Genomic DNA, 18541 nt, shown 5'->3' with positions numbered 1-18541 from the left:
AATTAAGATGACTGATTTTACTAATGGTGGGTTAGAAACAGATATTAGCGAAGAAGAGGATGGTAGTGTTTATCTTTCTATCGGTGACTTGATGTCTGGTTTGTTAATGTTTTTTGCCTTGCTATTTATTACAGCATTACTCCAGCTTGCAGAGAGAGATGAACCAAAACGAGTTGTGATTGGTAATGTTGTAGAAGCGATGCAAAGTAAAAACATTGACGTAAAAGTTAATCCAGATAATGGTGATATCAGTATTAGAGAATCAATATTATTTGATAAAGGCAGCGCAGAGTTAAAACCACAAGGTAAAGCTTTCCTTCGTGACTTTATTCCCGCTTATAGTGATGTGATTTTGTCAAAACCAGAATTTGATAAAGAAGTTAGCCGTGTTGTTATCGAGGGTCATACCAGTTCAGCAGGAGATTACAAAGATAATATGGAGCTAAGTTTGCGACGTTCTGCTTCTGTAACTAGATTTATATTTGATGAAATGAAATTTTCCAAGCAAGAACGTTTTAGTCAAAAGATTTTAGCCGCTGGACGTGGTGAAATTGAAGCAGAAGACCGCTACGATAAGCCATCTGACCGTAAAGTTGTGTTTCGCTTTCAATTTCGCAGTGAGGAAGTTGGTGATAAATTACGCAAAAAGACTTCAAAAAAATGAAACATAATCCTTATTAAGTACATACATTATGAATTTTAACTTTCCCAAACCAACTTTATACGACCTTAAAGATAACGTTCCTACAAGATTAATTCAGGTTGCTAACCAATTATCGTCTCATAGAGTTTTTATCCCAAATGTAGACAAAATACTACAAACTGTTCAAGAAGTAAATTATGCTAAAGTTAGCAATATAGAATGGATTTATTGCATCTACGCCAAGGCAAACTGGGATAAACAACACCCTCAGAATAGCTACATAACATCAAGTCATATTTGGAAAGCATCTGTTAATAACCCTTGGCTACAAAAACAGCTTCTGTGGCGTTTAGCTTTATACTATAGTGGTCAGCAACAAAAAGTATTGCCTAAGTCTTTAGCTGATTCTTTTGATACTTTAGTTAATGAGCCTTCGGTTAATCAGCAGTTATCAGTAAAAATTATTCTTGCGCTTCGTAGTCAAGAGCCAGGTTTAGAAATAACAAAAATAGCTTGTAAACAAAATCTTAGTTATAACGGTTTAAAAAGAGAAATATATAATCAGATACCTACTTGGATAGAAGCGCTTAACTTTTTGAAATATGTTTCTTGCCAGTTTTGCAATCTTAGTTCTCCAACAGCGCACCAGGTTAATTGGCTTATAAGCTGTTTGGATGAAATGTCTATAGAGGTACAAGTAGATGCAGTTAACTATCTACTAATCCATATTAACAAAGAGACAGCAAGCCAATATCCACAGTTAGTTGATTGGTTGCAACTAAACTACCGTAACTGCACCGGATGGAATTTAATAACAGAGCAAGCAAAACAAGCTTTGCGTGAGTGGATTGGTTCGATTAACTATAATGATTTTCAAAATTTAGTAAGTTTGATTTTAGAAAGGCGCCAGCTGGAAGGTAGAGCAAAGGAGCAATTGCAAAAGCGAAAAGAGTTTTGGGCAAACTATAGCGACCGTTTTGAGCATATTCGCATTCTCATACCAGAAGATTATTTTACAGCTATTGGTGGTCGATTTAGGCAAGGTGAAGATGTTCACGTTCTCCAAAAAGATAGCAGTGATGCAACAGAAGTTTGTATTTTTGATTTTGGGAGTTTTCTAGTCGTAGAATTTTTTCACGGGCGTGGTAGCGAAACTAGGCTTATTCGTAAAAGCGATGATGTTGAAAGGAAACTTTTTGGTTCCTTACCTATTTCACTTAAAAGCATTCGTAGTATTCCTGCTGAGGCACATGACCATGTTATTTGTTGGCAATGGGATTGTGAAAGATGGCTAAGACAAAATAGTATTTTGCCTAATGAAGGTATATCTTACTTCAAAGGCTTACCTGAAAGGTTTGGTAAGTATAACCCAGTTACCGGACTTGTCACACCTTCACCTGACAAACAGCGAGAGCGAGATTTTCAACTACAAGGGTGGCGTAAAATAATTTCTCAGCTAGAGCAGGAAGCAAAAGACTATTGTAAAAATATTTGAAGTTACCAAATAATTGTTACTAATCCTGATGCTGTGATATTTTGGTCACAGCTTAATAATGCGACTTTTTCACCTTGTTGCTCTAAAACCATTGCAGTCGCAACAATCTGTCTGTCGTGCATTTCACCTATAGCAACCAAGTTGATAGTTTTTTGTATTACATTTGTATCTGATGGATATACTACCGCACGAGTATCTAAATTTATCGACTCAACTATTGTTATAGCTTCCGAGATAGATGTTCGCCCACGTTCAACAATCCATACAGCTTCAGCCAAAACTGTGGCAGGTATTACTAGTTGGCTATCAGGAGCAGAAAGAATTGCTTTGGCTTTATCTCCCAAGCGAGGGGACGTGATGGACTTTTGGGTGTGATTCCACTAGAAGCTTTAGGTATAGAATTAGACTTGGAAAATTAAAAGCTAAGAGTGTTAGCTACCAGTTCAATGGACACATACTTAACTATTTGATGAAGACTAATTTTAGCTTAGGTAAAGGCGCCATCTGTATTATTTGCTTAATCCAAATTCTCTAAGCGACACCTTCATGATATTTGAGCAAACCTAAACTTTCGGTAATGGTGCCATGATTTCGGTTTAACGTGTATATACCACTGCTGCTTTTCTATATTCATGCGTATAATTAAAATATAAAAAGCACGCTGTTGACACATGGCTGAAATTGTTACCCTTCAACTTCCGACCTACTTGGCGCAAAGAGCAAAAGAAATAGCTGCTCTCAATCATCAGCAGTTAGAAGATTTATTAATTGAATTTATAGATCGTGCCATAACAGAACAACCTGTAGAGTCACTACCTGACGAGCAAGTTTTGGCTTTGTGTGACATGCAGATGGAAACAGAGCAGCAAGAAATTTTTAGTGATTTACTAGCGCGCAATACAGAAGGACAGCTTAATCAACAAGAAACTCAGCAACTCGAAGAACTAATGCAATTGTACCGACGTGGCTTAGTTCGCAAAGCAAGAGCCTTAAAAGTAGCAGTAGAACGTGGCTTGAAATCATCCTTATATTAACTAATGGCTCGCCCTTATATTCCAGTCGAAGTAGAACGTCGTGTTCGCAGCACTGCCAAAAACCGCTGTGGTTACTGCTTAAGCCCTCAGCATTTGGTTATGGCTCGTTTGGAAATTGACCATATAAAACCTGTTTCTAAGGGTGGCAGCAGTGAGGAAATAAATTTGTGGCTAGCTTGCCCACTTTGTAATGGCTACAAAAGTGATAAAACCACAGCAACTGATCCCGACACAGGTGAAACAGTAGAGTTGTTTAATCCTCGTACCCAAGTCTGGTCTGAACATTTTTACTGGACTCAAGATGGTTTGCGTATTGTGGGTAAAACACCTACTGGTCGCGCAACAGTTATAGCCCTACATTTGAGCAATGACCCAGATGCGCTCGAAGTTCGTAGTTATTGGGTGCTTGCTGGATGGCACCCTCCAGAAGATTAACGCTTGGTAACTTCGCAGTATATGTATATTGATTAAATTGTTCGTATATAGTAAATTTTTGCCTTCTCTGTATTAAACAGCCTTATTTCAGGGAACCCTAAGCTTAAGGGATTTGATTGCTTTGGTACTAAAGAATACTAGTCCATACGCTTAATTATCCTGTTATCTACCCTAAAGCAGTAGGCTTGTAAACCAATGAAGCAAATTACATCTGAATCTAAAAGTATAGAAATACACATAAACTCTCTACTGCGCTTAGTAGACAAAGAGCCTTTTCTTAAAGGAAAGCATGATATACGTAAAATCAAAACATCTCGTGATAAGGTAGTTGATCCTAGATTTGAAATTATCTTCGCAGGAACATACAGCGCTGGCAAGTCAATGCTGATAAATGCTTTGTTAGGAAACGATTTACTCTACAGCGCTACTGGTCATGCAACTGGTCTAGAATGTTACATTGAGTTTGCCAAATCGCAAGAGGAAGAACGATGCGATTTCACTTTTCTAAGTGTAAAAGAAATTCAAGAAGAGGTTAATGATAGATGCCAATCAAAAACACTTAAGATTAAGAAAAAATATGATATTAATAAAGATAAAGAAATTGAAGATTTATCTCAACAATGTCAGCAAATTATACAAGAGGAAGGAGGTTCAAAAAGCACTGAAAAGGCAGAAGAAGCAAATGGATTACAAGAGTTACTAAATGGATTCAAAGAAAATCGCAAATATATTCATGAGCATCAACATCAAACTTTTGCAATGGAAGACCTAGGTCTTGCTCCACAAGAAGCACATAAATACGCTCGTCGAGGTAGTAACAGCGCAGTTCTTCAGCGCATTACATATTATTGTCATCACACATTGTTAGAGGATGGTAACGTATTAGTTGATCTACCAGGAATTGATGCTCCTGTACAAAGAGATGCAGAATTAACCGACCGGAAGGTTGCGGATACAAACACTTAACTTATACAATATCGTACCATGCAAAATTTAAGGATTAGAGTTATTATAAGCGTAAAAATATTTATTATTAAGCTTATAGCAATCCTGTTGCTTGAGTGAAGGCGCCGTTTATAAAACTTATTATTGTAAATTTTTTAAACTCAAGTGAATCGTATCTCCCCTACCCTTAATCTTTTTGGTGTATTTTCATACTTAGAATATTTTGCAATATCTTCAAAAAAGTTTTAGCCTTATACTTTTCAGTTTATAAAGTATTCTATCCTTGGTATTAATTGTAACTAGTTTATGCTTGAAAAACTAATTTGATTTTAAAAATCATTGTTGAATCTTTATATAAAATTCTACTCTTCTGCTTGACCTAGACTGGCGCCTGCTGTGTTAGATTTGTATTACTTCAGAACCGTGTTATCAGATCACTTCTATCTTATCAGTATAATCATCTAAACTATGAAACTTGACCTATTGCAGGAACTCAAGCAAAAACTGACATCGGAAACAGACTTTTCTAAAATCTGGTTGTTTTACATGGATAATTTTGCAGACCATCCAGAATTCATCGAAATTGGCAAACGTGCGTATAATAAACACTTAGATAGTGTTGTTCGGCAGACTAGTGAGGAAATGTTTGGCAAGAAAGTAAAGATTAATCACGACCTCACAATCTACATTCCAGAGCATAAATTTTTTCATGGGCCGTTCCAAGCAGGAGGACGTATTGGCGGTTTTATTTATTTTGAAGATGTAAGAGTTGGTCTAATTGCAGTATCGGCAGATCATCCCCCTACTGGTATGGTTAAATATTCACGTTTTACCGAACTACCTATTAGCAAAATGCCTAAACGGGGATTTGGTGGATTTAGCAAGCAAGACCTCAACTAAAACTCACAATTGAGCGCTTGTATGGAGGACGGGGAAAAAGTTTTTCCCTGTTATTTGATTATGTTTATAACTTTAGTAAACTTTAAAAATGCTGGAGGCAAGAATGAAAATTACCTACGAGCCAGAAGTCAATGTTTTGAGAATCGTGTTTAGTGAGGCGCCAATAGAGGAAAGTGACGAAGAAAAACAAGGTGTTGTATTTGATTATGACATAAATGGGAATATTGTTGGCTTAAAAATATTAGATGCTTTCCCAAAAATGGATAATCCACGTTTTGTAAAATATTATATTCCTACACATTAGTTTATTTGAGCAGTGTTTGAATAACTAAATTAGAATTTATAAGGTTAATAGTTGTTAAGCCTCTGGCTGACCTCAGTATTTTAAATAATGCTAAAGCAGTTATAGATATACAGAGTTTTATTTATAAAGAGTATATTTAGGAGATTTACTTGAAGCTGCCAAATTATTATCAAGCAGTCGTACCTGAGAGAAAAATCACAGCGTATTTGTTGTCACCTACCCATCCCGACGGAAGCGGTAAGGAAAAATTTTTTACCGCATTTGGTTTTTCCTTAGAAGAATGGGAAACACTCGCAGCAGCATTAGTCACCCATGTTGCAGACAATAATGTTACAAAGGTAGAAGATTCGCCGTTCGGAACCAGATATGTTGTAGAGGGAACTATTATTTCCCCAGATGGTAGGAATCCTTTTCTGCGTTCTGTATGGTTTATTGGAACAGGCGAAGATATTCCCAAGTTTGTTACTGCTTATCCGCTCAAGGTTAATGACAATGATTACAGAACTTGATAGAGTAATTCTTACAACTGATATACCCGATTACGGTTTGGAAACTGGTGATATAGGTACAGTCGTTTTAGTGCATCAAGGTGGCAAAGGCTATGAGGTTGAGTTTGTTACTTTAAGTGGAGAAACTATAGTAGTAGTTTCGTTATTTGCAGAGCAAGTACGTTCTCTGAGCAGTAGGTAAATTGCACACGCACGGGTATTGGCGTAACTATAGCAATCTGGTCTTAAGTTTACACTTTCAGCAGAGGCGCCTCAACTGACAATAAAAGTGTTGGCGCCAAACTTCAATTATATTTACAGTGTAGCATTCGTACATTTGAGAATTAAAAGACGCAAGTTCCCCATAACTCTCATTCGTTTCAAATAGGTTATTATTTCATTGTTAAATTCGGGTTCCAATTTTGATATGCGTTTAAAAATTATTATCTGGTGCTTCACCTAATACCTATCTCATTACATTTATGTCCAAACAGCTAGTGTTAACGCTCCTAACCAATCTCCGGTCAAACACTTGCCAATAATATAAAGCCTGTACAGAGCATCATTACCTAATACATAAACTCGTGTATCTTTTAAAAAAGTAGCTATAAACTCTTCAAAATTTGCATATTGATAAGGATAGCCTGCCCCTTGCTCTACATCAAAATATCCCTGAAAGCTGTAAATCTCTAAAAACTGAATAGACCTTAAAACTTCTTCTATTGCCCAATCCTGCCTAAGAGAAGCTTTAAAAACAATAAGTGATGCTGGGTCTTCTAAAATAGGTTTGATTTGTCCCGATAAACTTGATAATTCTTCGTTAAGAGGATAATTATATCTGGGTAAACGTTCTCCAAACCCGCTGCTGTCAGGAAGTTCAACTTTTTGAGTAAATGCTACCTAGTCACCTGTAGTTGTTTGCCCAACTATTAATCCAAGCAAATCATAACCCCTAAATCCATCACTACCAGCTTTCCCGCTTTTTTCGTTATAGGTTTGGATTTTAAAGAACCGCAACTCTTCCAATTGTGTTTGTAATATTTCAATTAGAGATTGATACTGTGGTAGAGCTTGAGAAATCATTCTATTAATACTAGCTTCAGAATAGCGACCTGGACGAATAAATCGATTTCTCCAAATTACTATTAGCTCTTGCTGGTTTATCTCCGTTAACAATCCTGAAGCTTCTAATAGTTTAACAAAGCTAAACTCTCCTTGCTCGGATATTGACCAAACTAGAGGACGGAAAGGGTGATCTCCTTCGCTTCCAATACCGCTTCCACCTGATGTCAAATTTTTGATGACGGTTTCTACAGTTGCTAATAATTGTTCTGTTTTAGGCTGCATAGTATATATAAGTAACTTTTAAGTGGCATAAATGCAAAAATTTTGTTTTTTACCTTAGTCCTCTTATGGAGGACTTTTGCTATTAGCATCGCGTTTTCAACCTGATGTGGGTTGAAATACAATTGAAAAAAATCTATAGGGGTTTTATTTAAATGAATTATACGGGGCAGGCAGGGATGCCTGCTCCACAAGAAGTTCTACTATATCAGGCGCCGTAATCCAAAACAAATAACCTATCCGTTACATCCGTTCCATCCGTTGCCAATATGCTACACTTATGCTACAATAGCTGAAAATCTAGCGGTACAAACATATGGACATTATTCCGATTACAATATCTCCCACACCCCACATTTCCAACGATAATAGTGAAAATCTGACCCTATATAAATCCAAACAATTAGTACAGTGACAGAAGCAAAAAGTTACAAAGACACAGTAAATCTTCCGCAAACGAAATTTGACATGCGCGCGAATGCGGTAAAGCGAGAGCCTGAAATACAGAAGTTTTGGGAAGAAAACGACATATACGGGCGCCTCTCAGAAGAGAACCCAGGCGAATTATTTATACTGCACGATGGACCACCCTACGCAAACGGTTCGCTGCATGTAGGTCATGCTCTAAATAAAATTCTCAAAGATATCATAAATCGCTATCAGCTTTTACAAGGTCGTAAAGTTCGTTATGTACCGGGTTGGGACTGCCACGGGTTGCCTATCGAGCTTAAGGTTCTGCAAAATATGAAACAAGCAGAACGTCAGGAATTAACACCTATAAAGTTACGCCAAAAGGCGAAAGAGTTTGCATTACAAGCTGTTGATGAGCAGCGTAAAGGTTTTAAACGCTACGGTGTTTGGGGTGATTGGGAACACCCGTATTTAACGATGGCGCCTGAATACGAAGCTGCACAAATCAGTGTATTTGGGCAGATGGTTTTGAAAGGGTATATATATAGAGGACTAAAGCCTGTAAACTGGAGTCCCAGTTCAAGGACTGCTTTGGCTGAGGCTGAATTGGAATATCCAGAAGGTCATACTTCGCGCTCTTTGTATGCTGCGTTCCCAATGACAAGTTTATCGGATGCGGTAAAAGATAAGCTAGGTGAGTATTTGCCTGATTTAGGTGTTGCTATCTGGACGACCACACCTTGGACAATACCTGCAAATTTGGCTGTTGCTGTAAACCCAGATTTGGATTATGCAGTTGTTGAGGCGCCACTCGAAGGTATCAATTTTAAATATATAATCGTTGCAAATGATTTAGTAGAACGTTTATCTACGACTCTCAGCACACAATTAACAGTAAAAACCACTGTTAAAGGCAAAGAATTAGAACATTCTACTTACAAGCATCCTTTATATGACCGTGAGAGTCCGGTAATCATAGGGGGAGATTATATCACTACAGAATCTGGTACAGGATTAGTACATACGGCGCCTGGTCATGGTCAAGAGGACTATATAGTAGGGCAACGTTATGGTTTACCTATCTTGGCGCCTGTTGATGATGGTGGTAACTTTACTGCTGAAGCTGGACAATTTGCTGGTTTGAATGTACTTGGTGATGGCAACCAAGCTGTTATCGATGCTTTAACACAAGCAGGTTCTTTATTAAAAGAAGAACCATATCAACATAAATACCCTTACGACTGGAGAACCAAAAAACCCACTATATTCCGCGCGACTGAACAATGGTTTGCATCGGTAGAAGGGTTCCGTGACGAAGCACTCAAAGCTATCTCTGAAGTACGCTGGATACCTGCACAAGGTGAAAATAGAATCACACCAATGGTAGCCGACCGTTCGGACTGGTGTATATCACGTCAGCGCAATTGGGGTGTGCCTATACCTGTATTCTACGATGAAGAAACAAACGAACCTTTATTGAACGAAGAAACCATCAACTACGTTCAAAAAATCATCGCAGAAAAAGGTTCAGATGTTTGGTGGGAAATGTCGGTAGAAGAATTATTACCAGAAAAATACCGCAACAACGGGCGCCAGTACCGTAAAGGAACCGATACGATGGACGTATGGTTTGACTCTGGTTCATCGTGGGCAGCAGTTGCCGAACAGCGGGGTGAGTTACATTATCCTGTAGAGATGTATTTAGAAGGTTCCGACCAACACCGGGGATGGTTCCAGTCGAGTTTGTTAACTAGCGTTGCCGTACATGACCAGGCGCCATATAAAATAGTGTTGACCCACGGGTTTACTCTTGATGAAAAAGGTTTCAAGATGAGTAAATCGCTTGGTAACGTGCTTGACCCGAACGTTGTAATCGAAGGTGGTAAAAATCAGAAAGAAGAACCACCCTATGGCGCCGATGTTTTAAGATTATGGGCATCATCGGTTGATTACACTTCTGACCAGCGTATCGGTAAAAATATCATCAAGCAATTGGGAGATATACGCGGAAAAATCCGTAACACTGCACGGGTATTATTAGGTAACTTACATGACTTTGACCCAGAGAAACATTTAGTTTCCCTAGATAAACTACCCGCAGTTGACCGTTACATGCTGCACCGGATGACGGAAGTATTCAAAGAAGTAACCGATGCATTTGATACCTTCCAGTTCTTCCGTTTCTTCCAAACAGTGCAAAACTTCTGCGTTGTTGATTTATCTAGCTTTTATATAGACATCGCCAAAGATAGACTATATATCAGTACACCCGATGGCTTTAGGCGCCGTAGCTGTCAAACAGTGTTGTACTATGCATTAGATAACCTGACGCGCGCCATAGCACCTGTATTATGTCACCTTGCCGAAGATATCTGGCAATTTCTTCCTTACAAAACACCATACAAATCAGTATTTGAAGCTGGTTGGGTGAAATTAGATAGTAAATGGGAAAATCCCGAACTAGCAACATTCTGGGAAAAAATGCGTGATATCCGCAATGATGTAAATAAAGTGCTGGAACAAGCGCGCGTTGATAAACAAATCGGTTCTTCATTAGAAGCTAAAGTGTTACTGTACGTAGCAGATGAACAACTACGTTCAGCAGTAAAAGCACTGGAAATAGATACAAATGGTATCGATGAATTAAGATATTTGTTTATCACCTCGCAAGCAACAGTATTAGATTCAGCACAACAACTTGAAGGGTTGAAATATAACTCAATATCTGAAAATTGGGGTATTGGAGTAGTTGATGCAGAAGGGGAAAAATGTGACCGTTGCTGGAACTATTCAACCCACGTTGGAGAGTCAAAAGAAGACCCATTATTATGTGAACGCTGCGTTAGCGCATTAGCTGGAGACTTTTAACAAAACACTCCCAAAAATTACATAAAACATCTTGTGGGGTGGGCATCCTTGCCCGCCCTTTCATATTGAGCGCCTACACCCTATAAGGGTGAGGCTATACGAACAAAGCCTGCCTACGCAGGCTAATCACGTTCTACTTTGCATTCGGCTAGTAATTTATCTAAATTTTCAGGGAAATTGCCATTCTTCACTTTTTTAGCAAAAACTTCATAACAATCATTTTTATCCCCTTCTTTACGAGGAAATCCCAACCAGAGGATTATTATAGTTTTTTGTTCATCAAATACTCTAAAAAATAAACGGTAACGTGATGCCAATCCCATTTTCTTGAGACGGCTATATTTTTGTAATGGCTTTTGTAAAGCAAAATGTGAAGCTAAGGGGTCTTGAGGTATTTTATTCTTTATACCGATGTCCAATGCTTTTAACCGCTTGACATCCGGATGTGTAATAAATTCTTCTTTTGATAACTTGCCTTTTAATTCAAGTACACGAATTGACAAAGCTTGCCATTGCTCATTAAACAATGGATGAAAGAATATTTTCCAGCCGTTAAAATTAGTCGAACTCATTCATCTTCATCTTCATCAATTGTTACATCAGCTAATAAATCATCCATGTAGTCACTCATTTCTTGAGTGTAGGGAACTAGCTTTGATGGATTTTCAATTATATCTTTCATCAAGAAATCGAGAAATAGGCTCATCATCAAACTTTCTTCTTCGTCTGATTCTACATCTTCTGTATCCAAACGAATTAATAAAGTGTTTTTTGATACAACCTCTAAATAACCAGATGCCTTTGCTAAATGCGGAAAGTCTTTGAAAAAAGCGCTCGGTAAGCGGAATCCATGTTGATTGCCAACTTTTGCATGAGTTACTCGGTAATTTTTACTTGTCATACCCAATATTACTATTACGTTATAATATTTGTTATAACATTTTGAGACGGCGCCAACACGGATTGCACAACATCTAGTTTTTTGCCAGTGTAGGCGCCAGTGTAGACCTGTGTAAACCTGAAAGGCTCTATGTGTATGGGTTATGCTGTATTGGGCTGCGGTTTATGAGTGTAGGGTTTGTAGACAATAGCTGGCGCCAGTCGATGATGGTGGTAATTTTACTGCTGAAGCTGGACAAAGTTTTTGATAACGCAGTTGAGTAGTTTATTAAAATCTATAATTATGCCAAAATTTCCTCTACCTGAGCAATCAATATCAACATGGTTCCGATATTGTTTGATGGCAGCAGCAATTTTTAATTTGTTTGGAGCTATCAGCTTTGCTCCTCCGGTTTACTATAGGGTTGGTGACACAGTTAAACTCCCCCAAGATGCATCGCCTTTTGGCCTATGGGTAATTGCTTCCTGGATTTTTCTCTTCGGAGTTGGTTATGCTTGGCTTGCACTCAAACCTAAACCTGAGCGTCTATTCATTGCTGTAGCAGCATCTTGCAAGCTTGCACTTACAATTCTTTTTGTCGTATTTTGTTCAACTGGTTATTTGCCATCAATCTGCTTATTCGCAGGGTTGGGTGATTTTATTTTTGCAATGGCGTTTATCTTCTGGCTTTTTCAGACTTACCAGAAACAAGGTCTAGAGAGCATAGAGTAAGAGCAATTATGCATACATTTATTCTAAATTGAAATAAGTTTAGGCGCCTTAATAAAACTGTCTAAAAAGTTATAAATAAAAAATTACTAAATGTTTTTGATGCAAGTAAATTACGTAGGTTCGGTGAAGCTTGATTGAAAAAAATTATGTGCTGTGGTGCTGTTATGAAAAAGCTATTTCCTGGGTAAGCTACATAGTGTAAAGATTTTTTTATAAAAACTATGTCAAATTTAGGAAAAATGGCATTTATTTTTGGTGCAGCATTTCTTGTCTTCTGGTATCTATTTGTTCACAAAATAATACTGCAATACTTAAGCTCTCTAGGCTTACTTCCATTGTTGAGCAATATATTAGCATTAACAATAATACCTTATTTATTACTATTTATTCTCGAATTAGAAATATTTATAAAACTTCAGATATTGCAAGCTACACCCAAAAATTTAAATATAAAACTTGTAAGCTTAGATAATATATATGAAGTAAATCATGTAAGTTTAAATCAATATACACGCTCTCTAAAATCATTAGGTTTTGTTCAAATCGCAGATTTTCAAGAAAGAGAAGCGGTTATTAGGGTTTTGTGGCATCCAGAATATCAGTGTGGTGCTGAAATTCTTCAATCACTAAATAAAACATCCCCTTATACTTATTGTGGTATTAGTAATATATTTGAGCAAGGCTGGGCAGTTGCTTTTCTAGATAATGATATCAATCAAATAGGTGCTTATGCTCTAAGGGTACCAAAAAGATTAACAATATTTAAATCGAAAATGCCCTTAGATAAGTTATTAAAATTATTCTTGGAATTCCGCAAGCAAATGATGTCTGATTTAAATATTAGTATAATAAAAGATGTATCAATTGATTTATATTTAGATGTCTCAAAGAAAAGTCGTAGGCAAACAAGACAAAAAATTATATGGACAAGTATAATATTTATGTTTATAGAGATGTCACTATTTTCTATGAAAACTGATGATGAAAAATATAAATGTCTTGCAACCTATACCAAAGCATAGCAGTATGAAGTAACTTCTGGGGATAGAGTATTTTATATCCCCTATAAACAAGAGAAAAAAGTTTTTGTTTTTTATGCTGGCAAACATATCAAACCAGCACCAACTCCGTAATCAATTTCTTTGAATCAGATTTATGATATTTTACAAGGTAGTAGGCGCCTTTTATAGAATCACATTTAATTTTAGTAAAGTTCTTGAACTAATGCTTGACGCAGAATTACACTATTATTTCTTCTCACGGTTAAGGTTCCGTTTTTTCCACCAGAGACAGAAACACCATATTTATATTCACCATTGACAGCTTCAAAATATCTTCCTCTATTTTTAGAACCATCTACAGTTAAAGGTAAACGTATAGCTTTACCAGTCTTTCTGTCTAAACCTACATAAGTAAGTGCTGAATCTCCACTGCCACAAATACTTACTAAAAAATTCTTTGTTTGGGCTATAATAAATGAACTTTCATTGCTTCTACATAAATTACGAATTTGTTGCGCTTGAGCGGTTTGTGTAAAAGGAAGAGAAAGTGAGCAGATACCTGCCACAGATAAAACTAATTGTGCAGCACGCTTAGAATTGAATTGCATATATTTTACAGTAGAGAATGGTTTGATTTGTTACCAGTTTCTACAACGTGTACTTTAGTCTTTACGGAAAATACGGTGAAATTATTCGCCCACAAGTGGCGATAGGTATGTTGTCCAGCAATTAACCCGCTACTATGATAATCGATGATAGTTGCATACCGAGGCGCCAGTATATTTTCGTAGCTGTTACATAGCAGTGATTATCAATTTCGCGCCTCTAGCTTCAAAAATTTTCGTTTCTAAAAATCTGGTGTAAATCTGGTGTATAATTGCACCAGATGTTCAAAAGAAAGATTATGACCCGTCAAAGCATTTCACTTACACCCCCGAATGATGCTTGGTTAAAAGCACAGGTGGAGAGTCAGGAGTACGCTAGCAAAAGCGATGTGATAAATGACCTGATACGCAAGGCTCGTGCCAAACAAGAGGAAGTTGAAGAAATCCAAAAAAGGCTAATTCATGCAGAGCAAAGCGGCTTTGTCGCTCCTGACCGCCAGTCCATTCTTTCAGAATTTAAGAAAGAACTTAACAGTAATGGCTAATTATAAATTGACGCAAGCGGCAAAGGAAGACTTACGGCAAATTTATTTTTATGGCTTTGAGACATGGGGTGAAGCAGCCGCTGACAAATATTATAATCAACTTTTTGACCGCTTTGAACAGATAGCTGCACAGCCTTATTTATACCCTGAAGTAAATTTTATCCGTACTGGCTACCGCCGCAGTGTGTATGGGGTGCATAGCATCTACTACCGCATTGAAAATGATGTGGTTGAAATTATGGCAATTCTTAGAAGTCAAGATACTGATACTGCTCTTGATTTATGAGATAGTAATGCGCTTAGAGTCAGAAGAACCCCCAACCATCGTATAAAAGAGGGTTAGGTGGGATTTAAAAAGCACAAATATAACCAGCACACTAAATTTGTATATTCCAGTATGTGGCGCCATACCATAAAGACTGGCGCCATTTCCATCATTAATAAACAGTACTTTATCGAACACTAATAGTCCGTATAAGTACGCTTATAACCTCACCAGGGTTCTCACTTGGTAGAATTGGACTCCAATCAGTTATATTGGCATATCCTAGTTGGTCTAGTGTGGTCTTAAAATATCGCTGCATGTTAGCTTCGGCTGGTGGGCAACCATTTATCTTTGTATAGTAGTAAATAAAAGCTAAGTATTGACCCTGCTTTTTGGTGTACTTTTGCTCCATAGCTTTTGATAATCTGAGTATACAAAAGGTTATGCTATTGCTGGGAAAATCCTTATCAAAGAGAGGTGCCTCACGTATTCTATATTCGGACAAGCCATCTGTGTCCATAGCACTAGTTATATTACATAGTGAAATTAAATGAAATATATATATAAATATTATTGGAGCAAATTTCTACTTATTCCGGAACATTTATAAATCAAGTGTAGTCATTGATACTGCAACATCCACATGTATTTTTTGTAGATAATTCATTCATCTGATTGTTTTTGAAAAAATAAGTTTTTGTAGGCTGGGCATTGTTCACCATGTCGGTTTTGTGATGGGCAATAACTACTCTACGTGCATAATAAAAATCAAATATTAATCATATCGCAGTATAAATACGCATTTATTTAAGACCGTATTAAAATATAAAAATAAGTAATATTTATAACATTAATTATGGCAATGCGAGACGCAGACAAAGACCGTCGTAAAGAGACCCCTACCAAAAAACATCTGATAGAACCAGTTTCTACTCATGAGCTTAAACAGTTATTAATGACTGCTCGTGCCCAACGTGATCAATGGCAACAACGCGCAAAAGATAATGAGGAAGCTGCCTCTCAACTGACTCAAGTTCAGCAAGAAATTGATGAGTTGAAAGAGCGCGCTGCACAAACCTATCAGGTATATCTTAATGAACAAAAAAATTATCAACAAACTTTAGTTCTTTACAATGAAGAAAAAGCTAGAGCAACTCAGTTAGTTGCCCAGCGTGATGAATGGCAACAACGCGCGGTCACAAATGAATCTCAACTTGTTCATGTTAAGCAAGATGTCGAAACTTATCAAGTTGAAATGAATGAGCTAAAACAACGCGCGGCATTAAATTACCAAAAATATCTTGATGAGCAGAAAAATTCTCAGAAAACTTTACATGATTATCATGAAGCAAAAGCGAAAACAACTGAGTTAATTGCTCAACGTGATGAATTGCAAAAACGTGCCGCAGAAAATCAAAAAGCCGCATATGAGCTTATTCAAGTTCAGTTAGATTTGCAAACTTACCAAGTTAAGGTTAATGATTTAGAAGAAAGCGCGGCAAAAAATTACCAAAAATATCTCAATGAGCAAAAAAATTATCAAGAAGCTTTAGCGAGTTATAATGAAGAAAAAGCTAGAGCAAGTGAATTACTCGCCAAATATGAAGAAGTAAGTTCTGAGCGAGACAATTATTTGACTTTATATAATGAGGCACAAACACAACTAAAATTCGAGCGACGTTCAAAAGCTAGCATTAAAGGATGGGAAACTCGTCGTAAAGCTGAGAACGAAAAGCTAAAACGGGAAATTGCCGAGATGGTTGTTTTGCTACGCGACTCTTTAGTTTCTAAGGATGAAGCAATAAATAATCTTTATGTTGTTGCAGAGCGTATGGATAAAATTCAATCTTTGGTTGATTCAGTGGAAGAGGACACAACAAACAATCCTGTCGGGTTAGTACAAAAATTTCAACGTATCTGGTTTGCTATTAAAGAGATACTTTCGGAGTAAACAAGCACTTTTATGAGCAAAAAATCCGCATCGACAAAAACTCAAGGCAAACCGAAGTTAGGAGAGCAAATTCGTAATATTGCCGATAGACTGAAACAAGAGACTGAGATACAGAAAAAAGCAACCTCGCGTATTTTAGGCGCCGCTGCTCAAATATCCGCAAATCACGAGCAACTTATAGATGAAGTAGTTGAGATGGTAAGAGAAGACCTTGAACAACAAACCCAAGCATCTAAAAGTCATATTTATACAGTTGAGATTCTCAAGCAACAGTTTAAAACATTACGCGAAGCAAAAGACAACTTTAAACTAAAAGCCACTAGTTGGGAATCTCTTGCTAATAAACTAAATGAAACATCTTCCCAAAAGCTTATAGGTGAGGGTAAACTTCAGCTACATCAAGTTTTAGAAATAAATAACATACAAAAACCTGAATGTGAACCGATTAATATTAAAGGGCTGACAATTCATTTAGAAGCAGATGTTGCAGAAATATTTCCCAACTCTCAAGCAGTAAATGAAGCTTTGCGTTTTCTCATTAGAGTCACAAATAAAAATCCTGCGTTGTAGAGACAAGGGTTGAAATAATGTCTCTACAATGCGTGAATTTACCTGCGGTACACTACCCTTCGGGATAACTAGCCTGCGGCAAAACTTCGTTTACGTTAATGTGAACACAAATGATTTAGTACTGCTATAGCATTCCTAATTGATTTCTAAAAAATGATGCTTATGTAACGAACCGCAAAGGACGCAAAGGACGCAAAGGAAGGAAGGAAAGAAGAGAAAATATTTAACAAGTGATTTAGGATTGCTATGTATACAACAATTAATTATACTAACGTTAATATAGCGGTTCCCGTTCTAATGAAGTACACAAGGGCGGGCAAGGATGCCCACCCCACAAGAGCTTTATTAATTTAATCTGTACCTCACTTTATTAAGAACCGCTATATACTGAAGATTTAATAAATTTTCTCACGAATGCAGTGGTTCTAGAAATTTGAAAGCAATTGCATGAGCATCAGCATCATTGACCCCTAATGTTTTGAGAATAATTTTAGCAATCTGTTCCGGGTAATCTGGTTCTGCACGTCCTTCGAGAATGCTGTGGATTGCCATTAGTCCGGTTCCCAAAACTAAATCTGAAGCTGCTTGTAAACTATCAACTTGGAAACGGTTGAGTCTTATACCAGCCTCTAAGTCTGTCATCATTCCTCTTTCCATTGTCTCACTTAATGGGGCTGCTACTAATCCAATTCTCACAATCACCCATCCCCAAGTCGAATCTCGAATTGCTTGATGTAGAAATTGGCGAATGGCAATTGCTAAACGTTCAGCAGGGTCACTAATCTCAGCGTACTGTACCCATATTTTTTGATTTATTTCGTCACTCAGGTTGCCAGCTACAGCTTTAAGCACGTCTTCTCGTGTTTGGAAATAGTTATAGAATGTGCCTCTTGCAACTGCTGCTTCTGCAATGATGTCATCAATAGTAACGGCATCCGCTGCTTTACGAGCAAAAACTCGGTAAGCTGATTCAATTAGTTTTGCTCGTGTACGCTCCCTTTTGTCTAAACCAATTGATGCTCGACGAGATTCCTTCATAGGTATACAAAACCAAATTATGGCGCCAATTTGCTTACTAATCCTAATATAAACTAAAATTGACACATTTGTCAAAATGACGTTAGC

General features: G+C 37.3%; 23 protein-coding genes. 16 read left to right on the top strand and 7 right to left on the bottom strand.

Translation table 11 applies throughout. The features are described from left to right. Positions 1–7: 7 nt before the first annotated feature. Together DSM106972_RS06905 and DSM106972_RS06900 are read left to right on the top strand one after the other, a co-directional pair. Positions 8–664, top strand: coding sequence for an OmpA/MotB family protein (locus DSM106972_RS06905; RefSeq protein WP_127080026.1), 657 nt, complete (start codon positions 8–10; stop codon positions 662–664). A gap of 28 nt (positions 665–692) precedes the next feature. Continuing rightward, positions 693–2138 (top strand): EH signature domain-containing protein, encoded by a 1446-nt coding sequence (locus DSM106972_RS06900; RefSeq protein WP_127080025.1) that lies wholly within the window; start codon positions 693–695, stop codon positions 2136–2138. 2 nt (positions 2139–2140) lie between these two features. Here the strand turns inward: DSM106972_RS06900 and DSM106972_RS06895 are convergent, their stop codons facing one another. Further along, positions 2141–2482 carry a PIN domain-containing protein gene (locus DSM106972_RS06895; protein WP_201800695.1) on the bottom strand — a complete coding sequence of 114 codons (342 nt, stop codon included), beginning with the start codon at positions 2480–2482 and terminating at the stop codon, positions 2141–2143. 327 nt (positions 2483–2809) lie between these two features. Between DSM106972_RS06895 and DSM106972_RS06885 the strand changes: the two genes are divergently transcribed. The 7 genes from DSM106972_RS06885 (at position 2810) to DSM106972_RS06855 (ending at position 6446) form a co-directional block, all read left to right on the top strand. Continuing rightward, positions 2810–3172, top strand: a complete 363-nt coding sequence (locus DSM106972_RS06885; protein ID WP_127080023.1) for a hypothetical protein — start codon at positions 2810–2812, stop codon at positions 3170–3172. A gap of 3 nt (positions 3173–3175) precedes the next feature. Beyond that, entirely contained in the window at positions 3176–3607 is a 432-nt protein-coding gene (locus DSM106972_RS06880) for an HNH endonuclease (protein WP_127080022.1), read from the top strand. A gap of 195 nt (positions 3608–3802) precedes the next feature. Then, on the top strand, positions 3803–4573 hold the full coding sequence (locus DSM106972_RS06875; protein ID WP_127080021.1) for a dynamin family protein: 771 nt from the start codon (positions 3803–3805) through the stop codon (positions 4571–4573). Between the two features lie 447 nt (positions 4574–5020). Continuing rightward, complete coding sequence (locus DSM106972_RS06870; RefSeq protein WP_127080020.1) at positions 5021–5452, top strand: hypothetical protein; 432 nt, start codon at positions 5021–5023, stop codon at positions 5450–5452. A 103-nt stretch (positions 5453–5555) separates the two neighbouring features. Then, a complete protein-coding gene (locus DSM106972_RS06865; protein WP_127080019.1) occupies positions 5556–5756 on the top strand; it encodes a DUF2283 domain-containing protein in 201 nt (66 codons plus the stop codon). Positions 5757–5905: 149 nt separating this feature from the next. Then, on the top strand, positions 5906–6265 hold the full coding sequence (locus DSM106972_RS06860) for a DUF6883 domain-containing protein (RefSeq protein WP_127080018.1): 360 nt from the start codon (positions 5906–5908) through the stop codon (positions 6263–6265). Then, entirely contained in the window at positions 6249–6446 is a 198-nt protein-coding gene (locus DSM106972_RS06855; RefSeq protein WP_127080017.1) for a DUF4926 domain-containing protein, read from the top strand. The genes DSM106972_RS06860 and DSM106972_RS06855 overlap by 17 nt, the downstream gene beginning before the upstream one ends. Before the next feature lie 698 nt (positions 6447–7144). Here DSM106972_RS06855 and DSM106972_RS06850 read toward each other — a convergent pair. Next, positions 7145–7591, bottom strand: coding sequence for a nuclease A inhibitor family protein (locus tag DSM106972_RS06850; protein WP_127080016.1), 447 nt, complete (start codon positions 7589–7591; stop codon positions 7145–7147). A gap of 408 nt (positions 7592–7999) precedes the next feature. On the opposite strand from DSM106972_RS06850, the gene ileS reads away from it, so the two are divergent. Continuing rightward, complete coding sequence (gene ileS / locus DSM106972_RS06845) at positions 8000–10867, top strand: isoleucine--tRNA ligase (protein WP_127080015.1); 2868 nt, start codon at positions 8000–8002, stop codon at positions 10865–10867. A 122-nt stretch (positions 10868–10989) separates the two neighbouring features. Here the strand turns inward: ileS and DSM106972_RS06840 are convergent, their stop codons facing one another. After that, positions 10990–11439, bottom strand: a complete 450-nt coding sequence (locus DSM106972_RS06840; protein ID WP_127080014.1) for a type II toxin-antitoxin system YhaV family toxin — start codon at positions 11437–11439, stop codon at positions 10990–10992. Beyond that, entirely contained in the window at positions 11436–11768 is a 333-nt protein-coding gene (locus DSM106972_RS06835) for an AbrB/MazE/SpoVT family DNA-binding domain-containing protein (protein WP_127080013.1), read from the bottom strand. The genes DSM106972_RS06840 and DSM106972_RS06835 overlap by 4 nt, the downstream gene beginning before the upstream one ends. A 282-nt stretch (positions 11769–12050) precedes the next feature. On the opposite strand from DSM106972_RS06835, the gene DSM106972_RS06830 reads away from it, so the two are divergent. After that, a complete protein-coding gene (locus DSM106972_RS06830; protein WP_127080012.1) occupies positions 12051–12479 on the top strand; it encodes a sterol desaturase family protein in 429 nt (142 codons plus the stop codon). A gap of 221 nt (positions 12480–12700) precedes the next feature. Further along, positions 12701–13501, top strand: a complete 801-nt coding sequence (locus DSM106972_RS06825) for a hypothetical protein (protein ID WP_127080011.1) — start codon at positions 12701–12703, stop codon at positions 13499–13501. A gap of 182 nt (positions 13502–13683) precedes the next feature. On the opposite strand, the gene DSM106972_RS06820 is transcribed toward DSM106972_RS06825, so the two are convergent. Further along, positions 13684–14088, bottom strand: coding sequence for a hypothetical protein (locus DSM106972_RS06820; protein WP_127080010.1), 405 nt, complete (start codon positions 14086–14088; stop codon positions 13684–13686). Positions 14089–14384: 296 nt separating this feature from the next. Between DSM106972_RS06820 and DSM106972_RS06815 the strand changes: the two genes are divergently transcribed. Then, a complete protein-coding gene (locus DSM106972_RS06815) occupies positions 14385–14630 on the top strand; it encodes a ribbon-helix-helix domain-containing protein (RefSeq protein ID WP_127080009.1) in 246 nt (81 codons plus the stop codon). After that, entirely contained in the window at positions 14623–14916 is a 294-nt protein-coding gene (locus tag DSM106972_RS06810; protein ID WP_127080008.1) for a type II toxin-antitoxin system RelE/ParE family toxin, read from the top strand. The genes DSM106972_RS06815 and DSM106972_RS06810 overlap by 8 nt, the downstream gene beginning before the upstream one ends. Positions 14917–15082: 166 nt before the next feature. On the opposite strand, the gene DSM106972_RS53180 is transcribed toward DSM106972_RS06810, so the two are convergent. Continuing rightward, on the bottom strand, positions 15083–15307 hold the full coding sequence (locus tag DSM106972_RS53180) for a hypothetical protein (protein ID WP_222596634.1): 225 nt from the start codon (positions 15305–15307) through the stop codon (positions 15083–15085). Between the two features lie 444 nt (positions 15308–15751). Here DSM106972_RS53180 and DSM106972_RS52490 point away from each other — a divergent pair, with 444 nt between their 5' ends. Both DSM106972_RS52490 and DSM106972_RS06790 read left to right on the top strand, forming a co-directional pair. Then, positions 15752–16846, top strand: coding sequence for a coiled-coil domain-containing protein (locus DSM106972_RS52490; RefSeq protein ID WP_201800694.1), 1095 nt, complete (start codon positions 15752–15754; stop codon positions 16844–16846). A 12-nt stretch (positions 16847–16858) separates the two neighbouring features. After that, positions 16859–17416 carry a hypothetical protein gene (locus tag DSM106972_RS06790; protein ID WP_127080007.1) on the top strand — a complete coding sequence of 186 codons (558 nt, stop codon included), beginning with the start codon at positions 16859–16861 and terminating at the stop codon, positions 17414–17416. Positions 17417–17824: 408 nt separating this feature from the next. Here DSM106972_RS06790 and DSM106972_RS06785 read toward each other — a convergent pair whose 3' ends face one another. Further along, the gene (locus DSM106972_RS06785) at positions 17825–18520 is read right to left on the bottom strand and encodes a TetR/AcrR family transcriptional regulator (protein WP_233787721.1); all 696 of its coding nucleotides are present in this window, start codon (positions 18518–18520) and stop codon (positions 17825–17827) included. Between the last annotated feature and the right edge of the window lie 21 nt (positions 18521–18541).

It is taken from the genome of Dulcicalothrix desertica PCC 7102 (genome assembly GCF_003991905.1).
GTDB classification, from domain to species: domain Bacteria; phylum Cyanobacteriota; class Cyanobacteriia; order Cyanobacteriales; family Nostocaceae; genus Dulcicalothrix; species Dulcicalothrix desertica.
The sequence above is the reverse complement of the archived record's forward strand: the minus strand, read 5'-3'. Positions and strand labels throughout refer to the sequence as shown.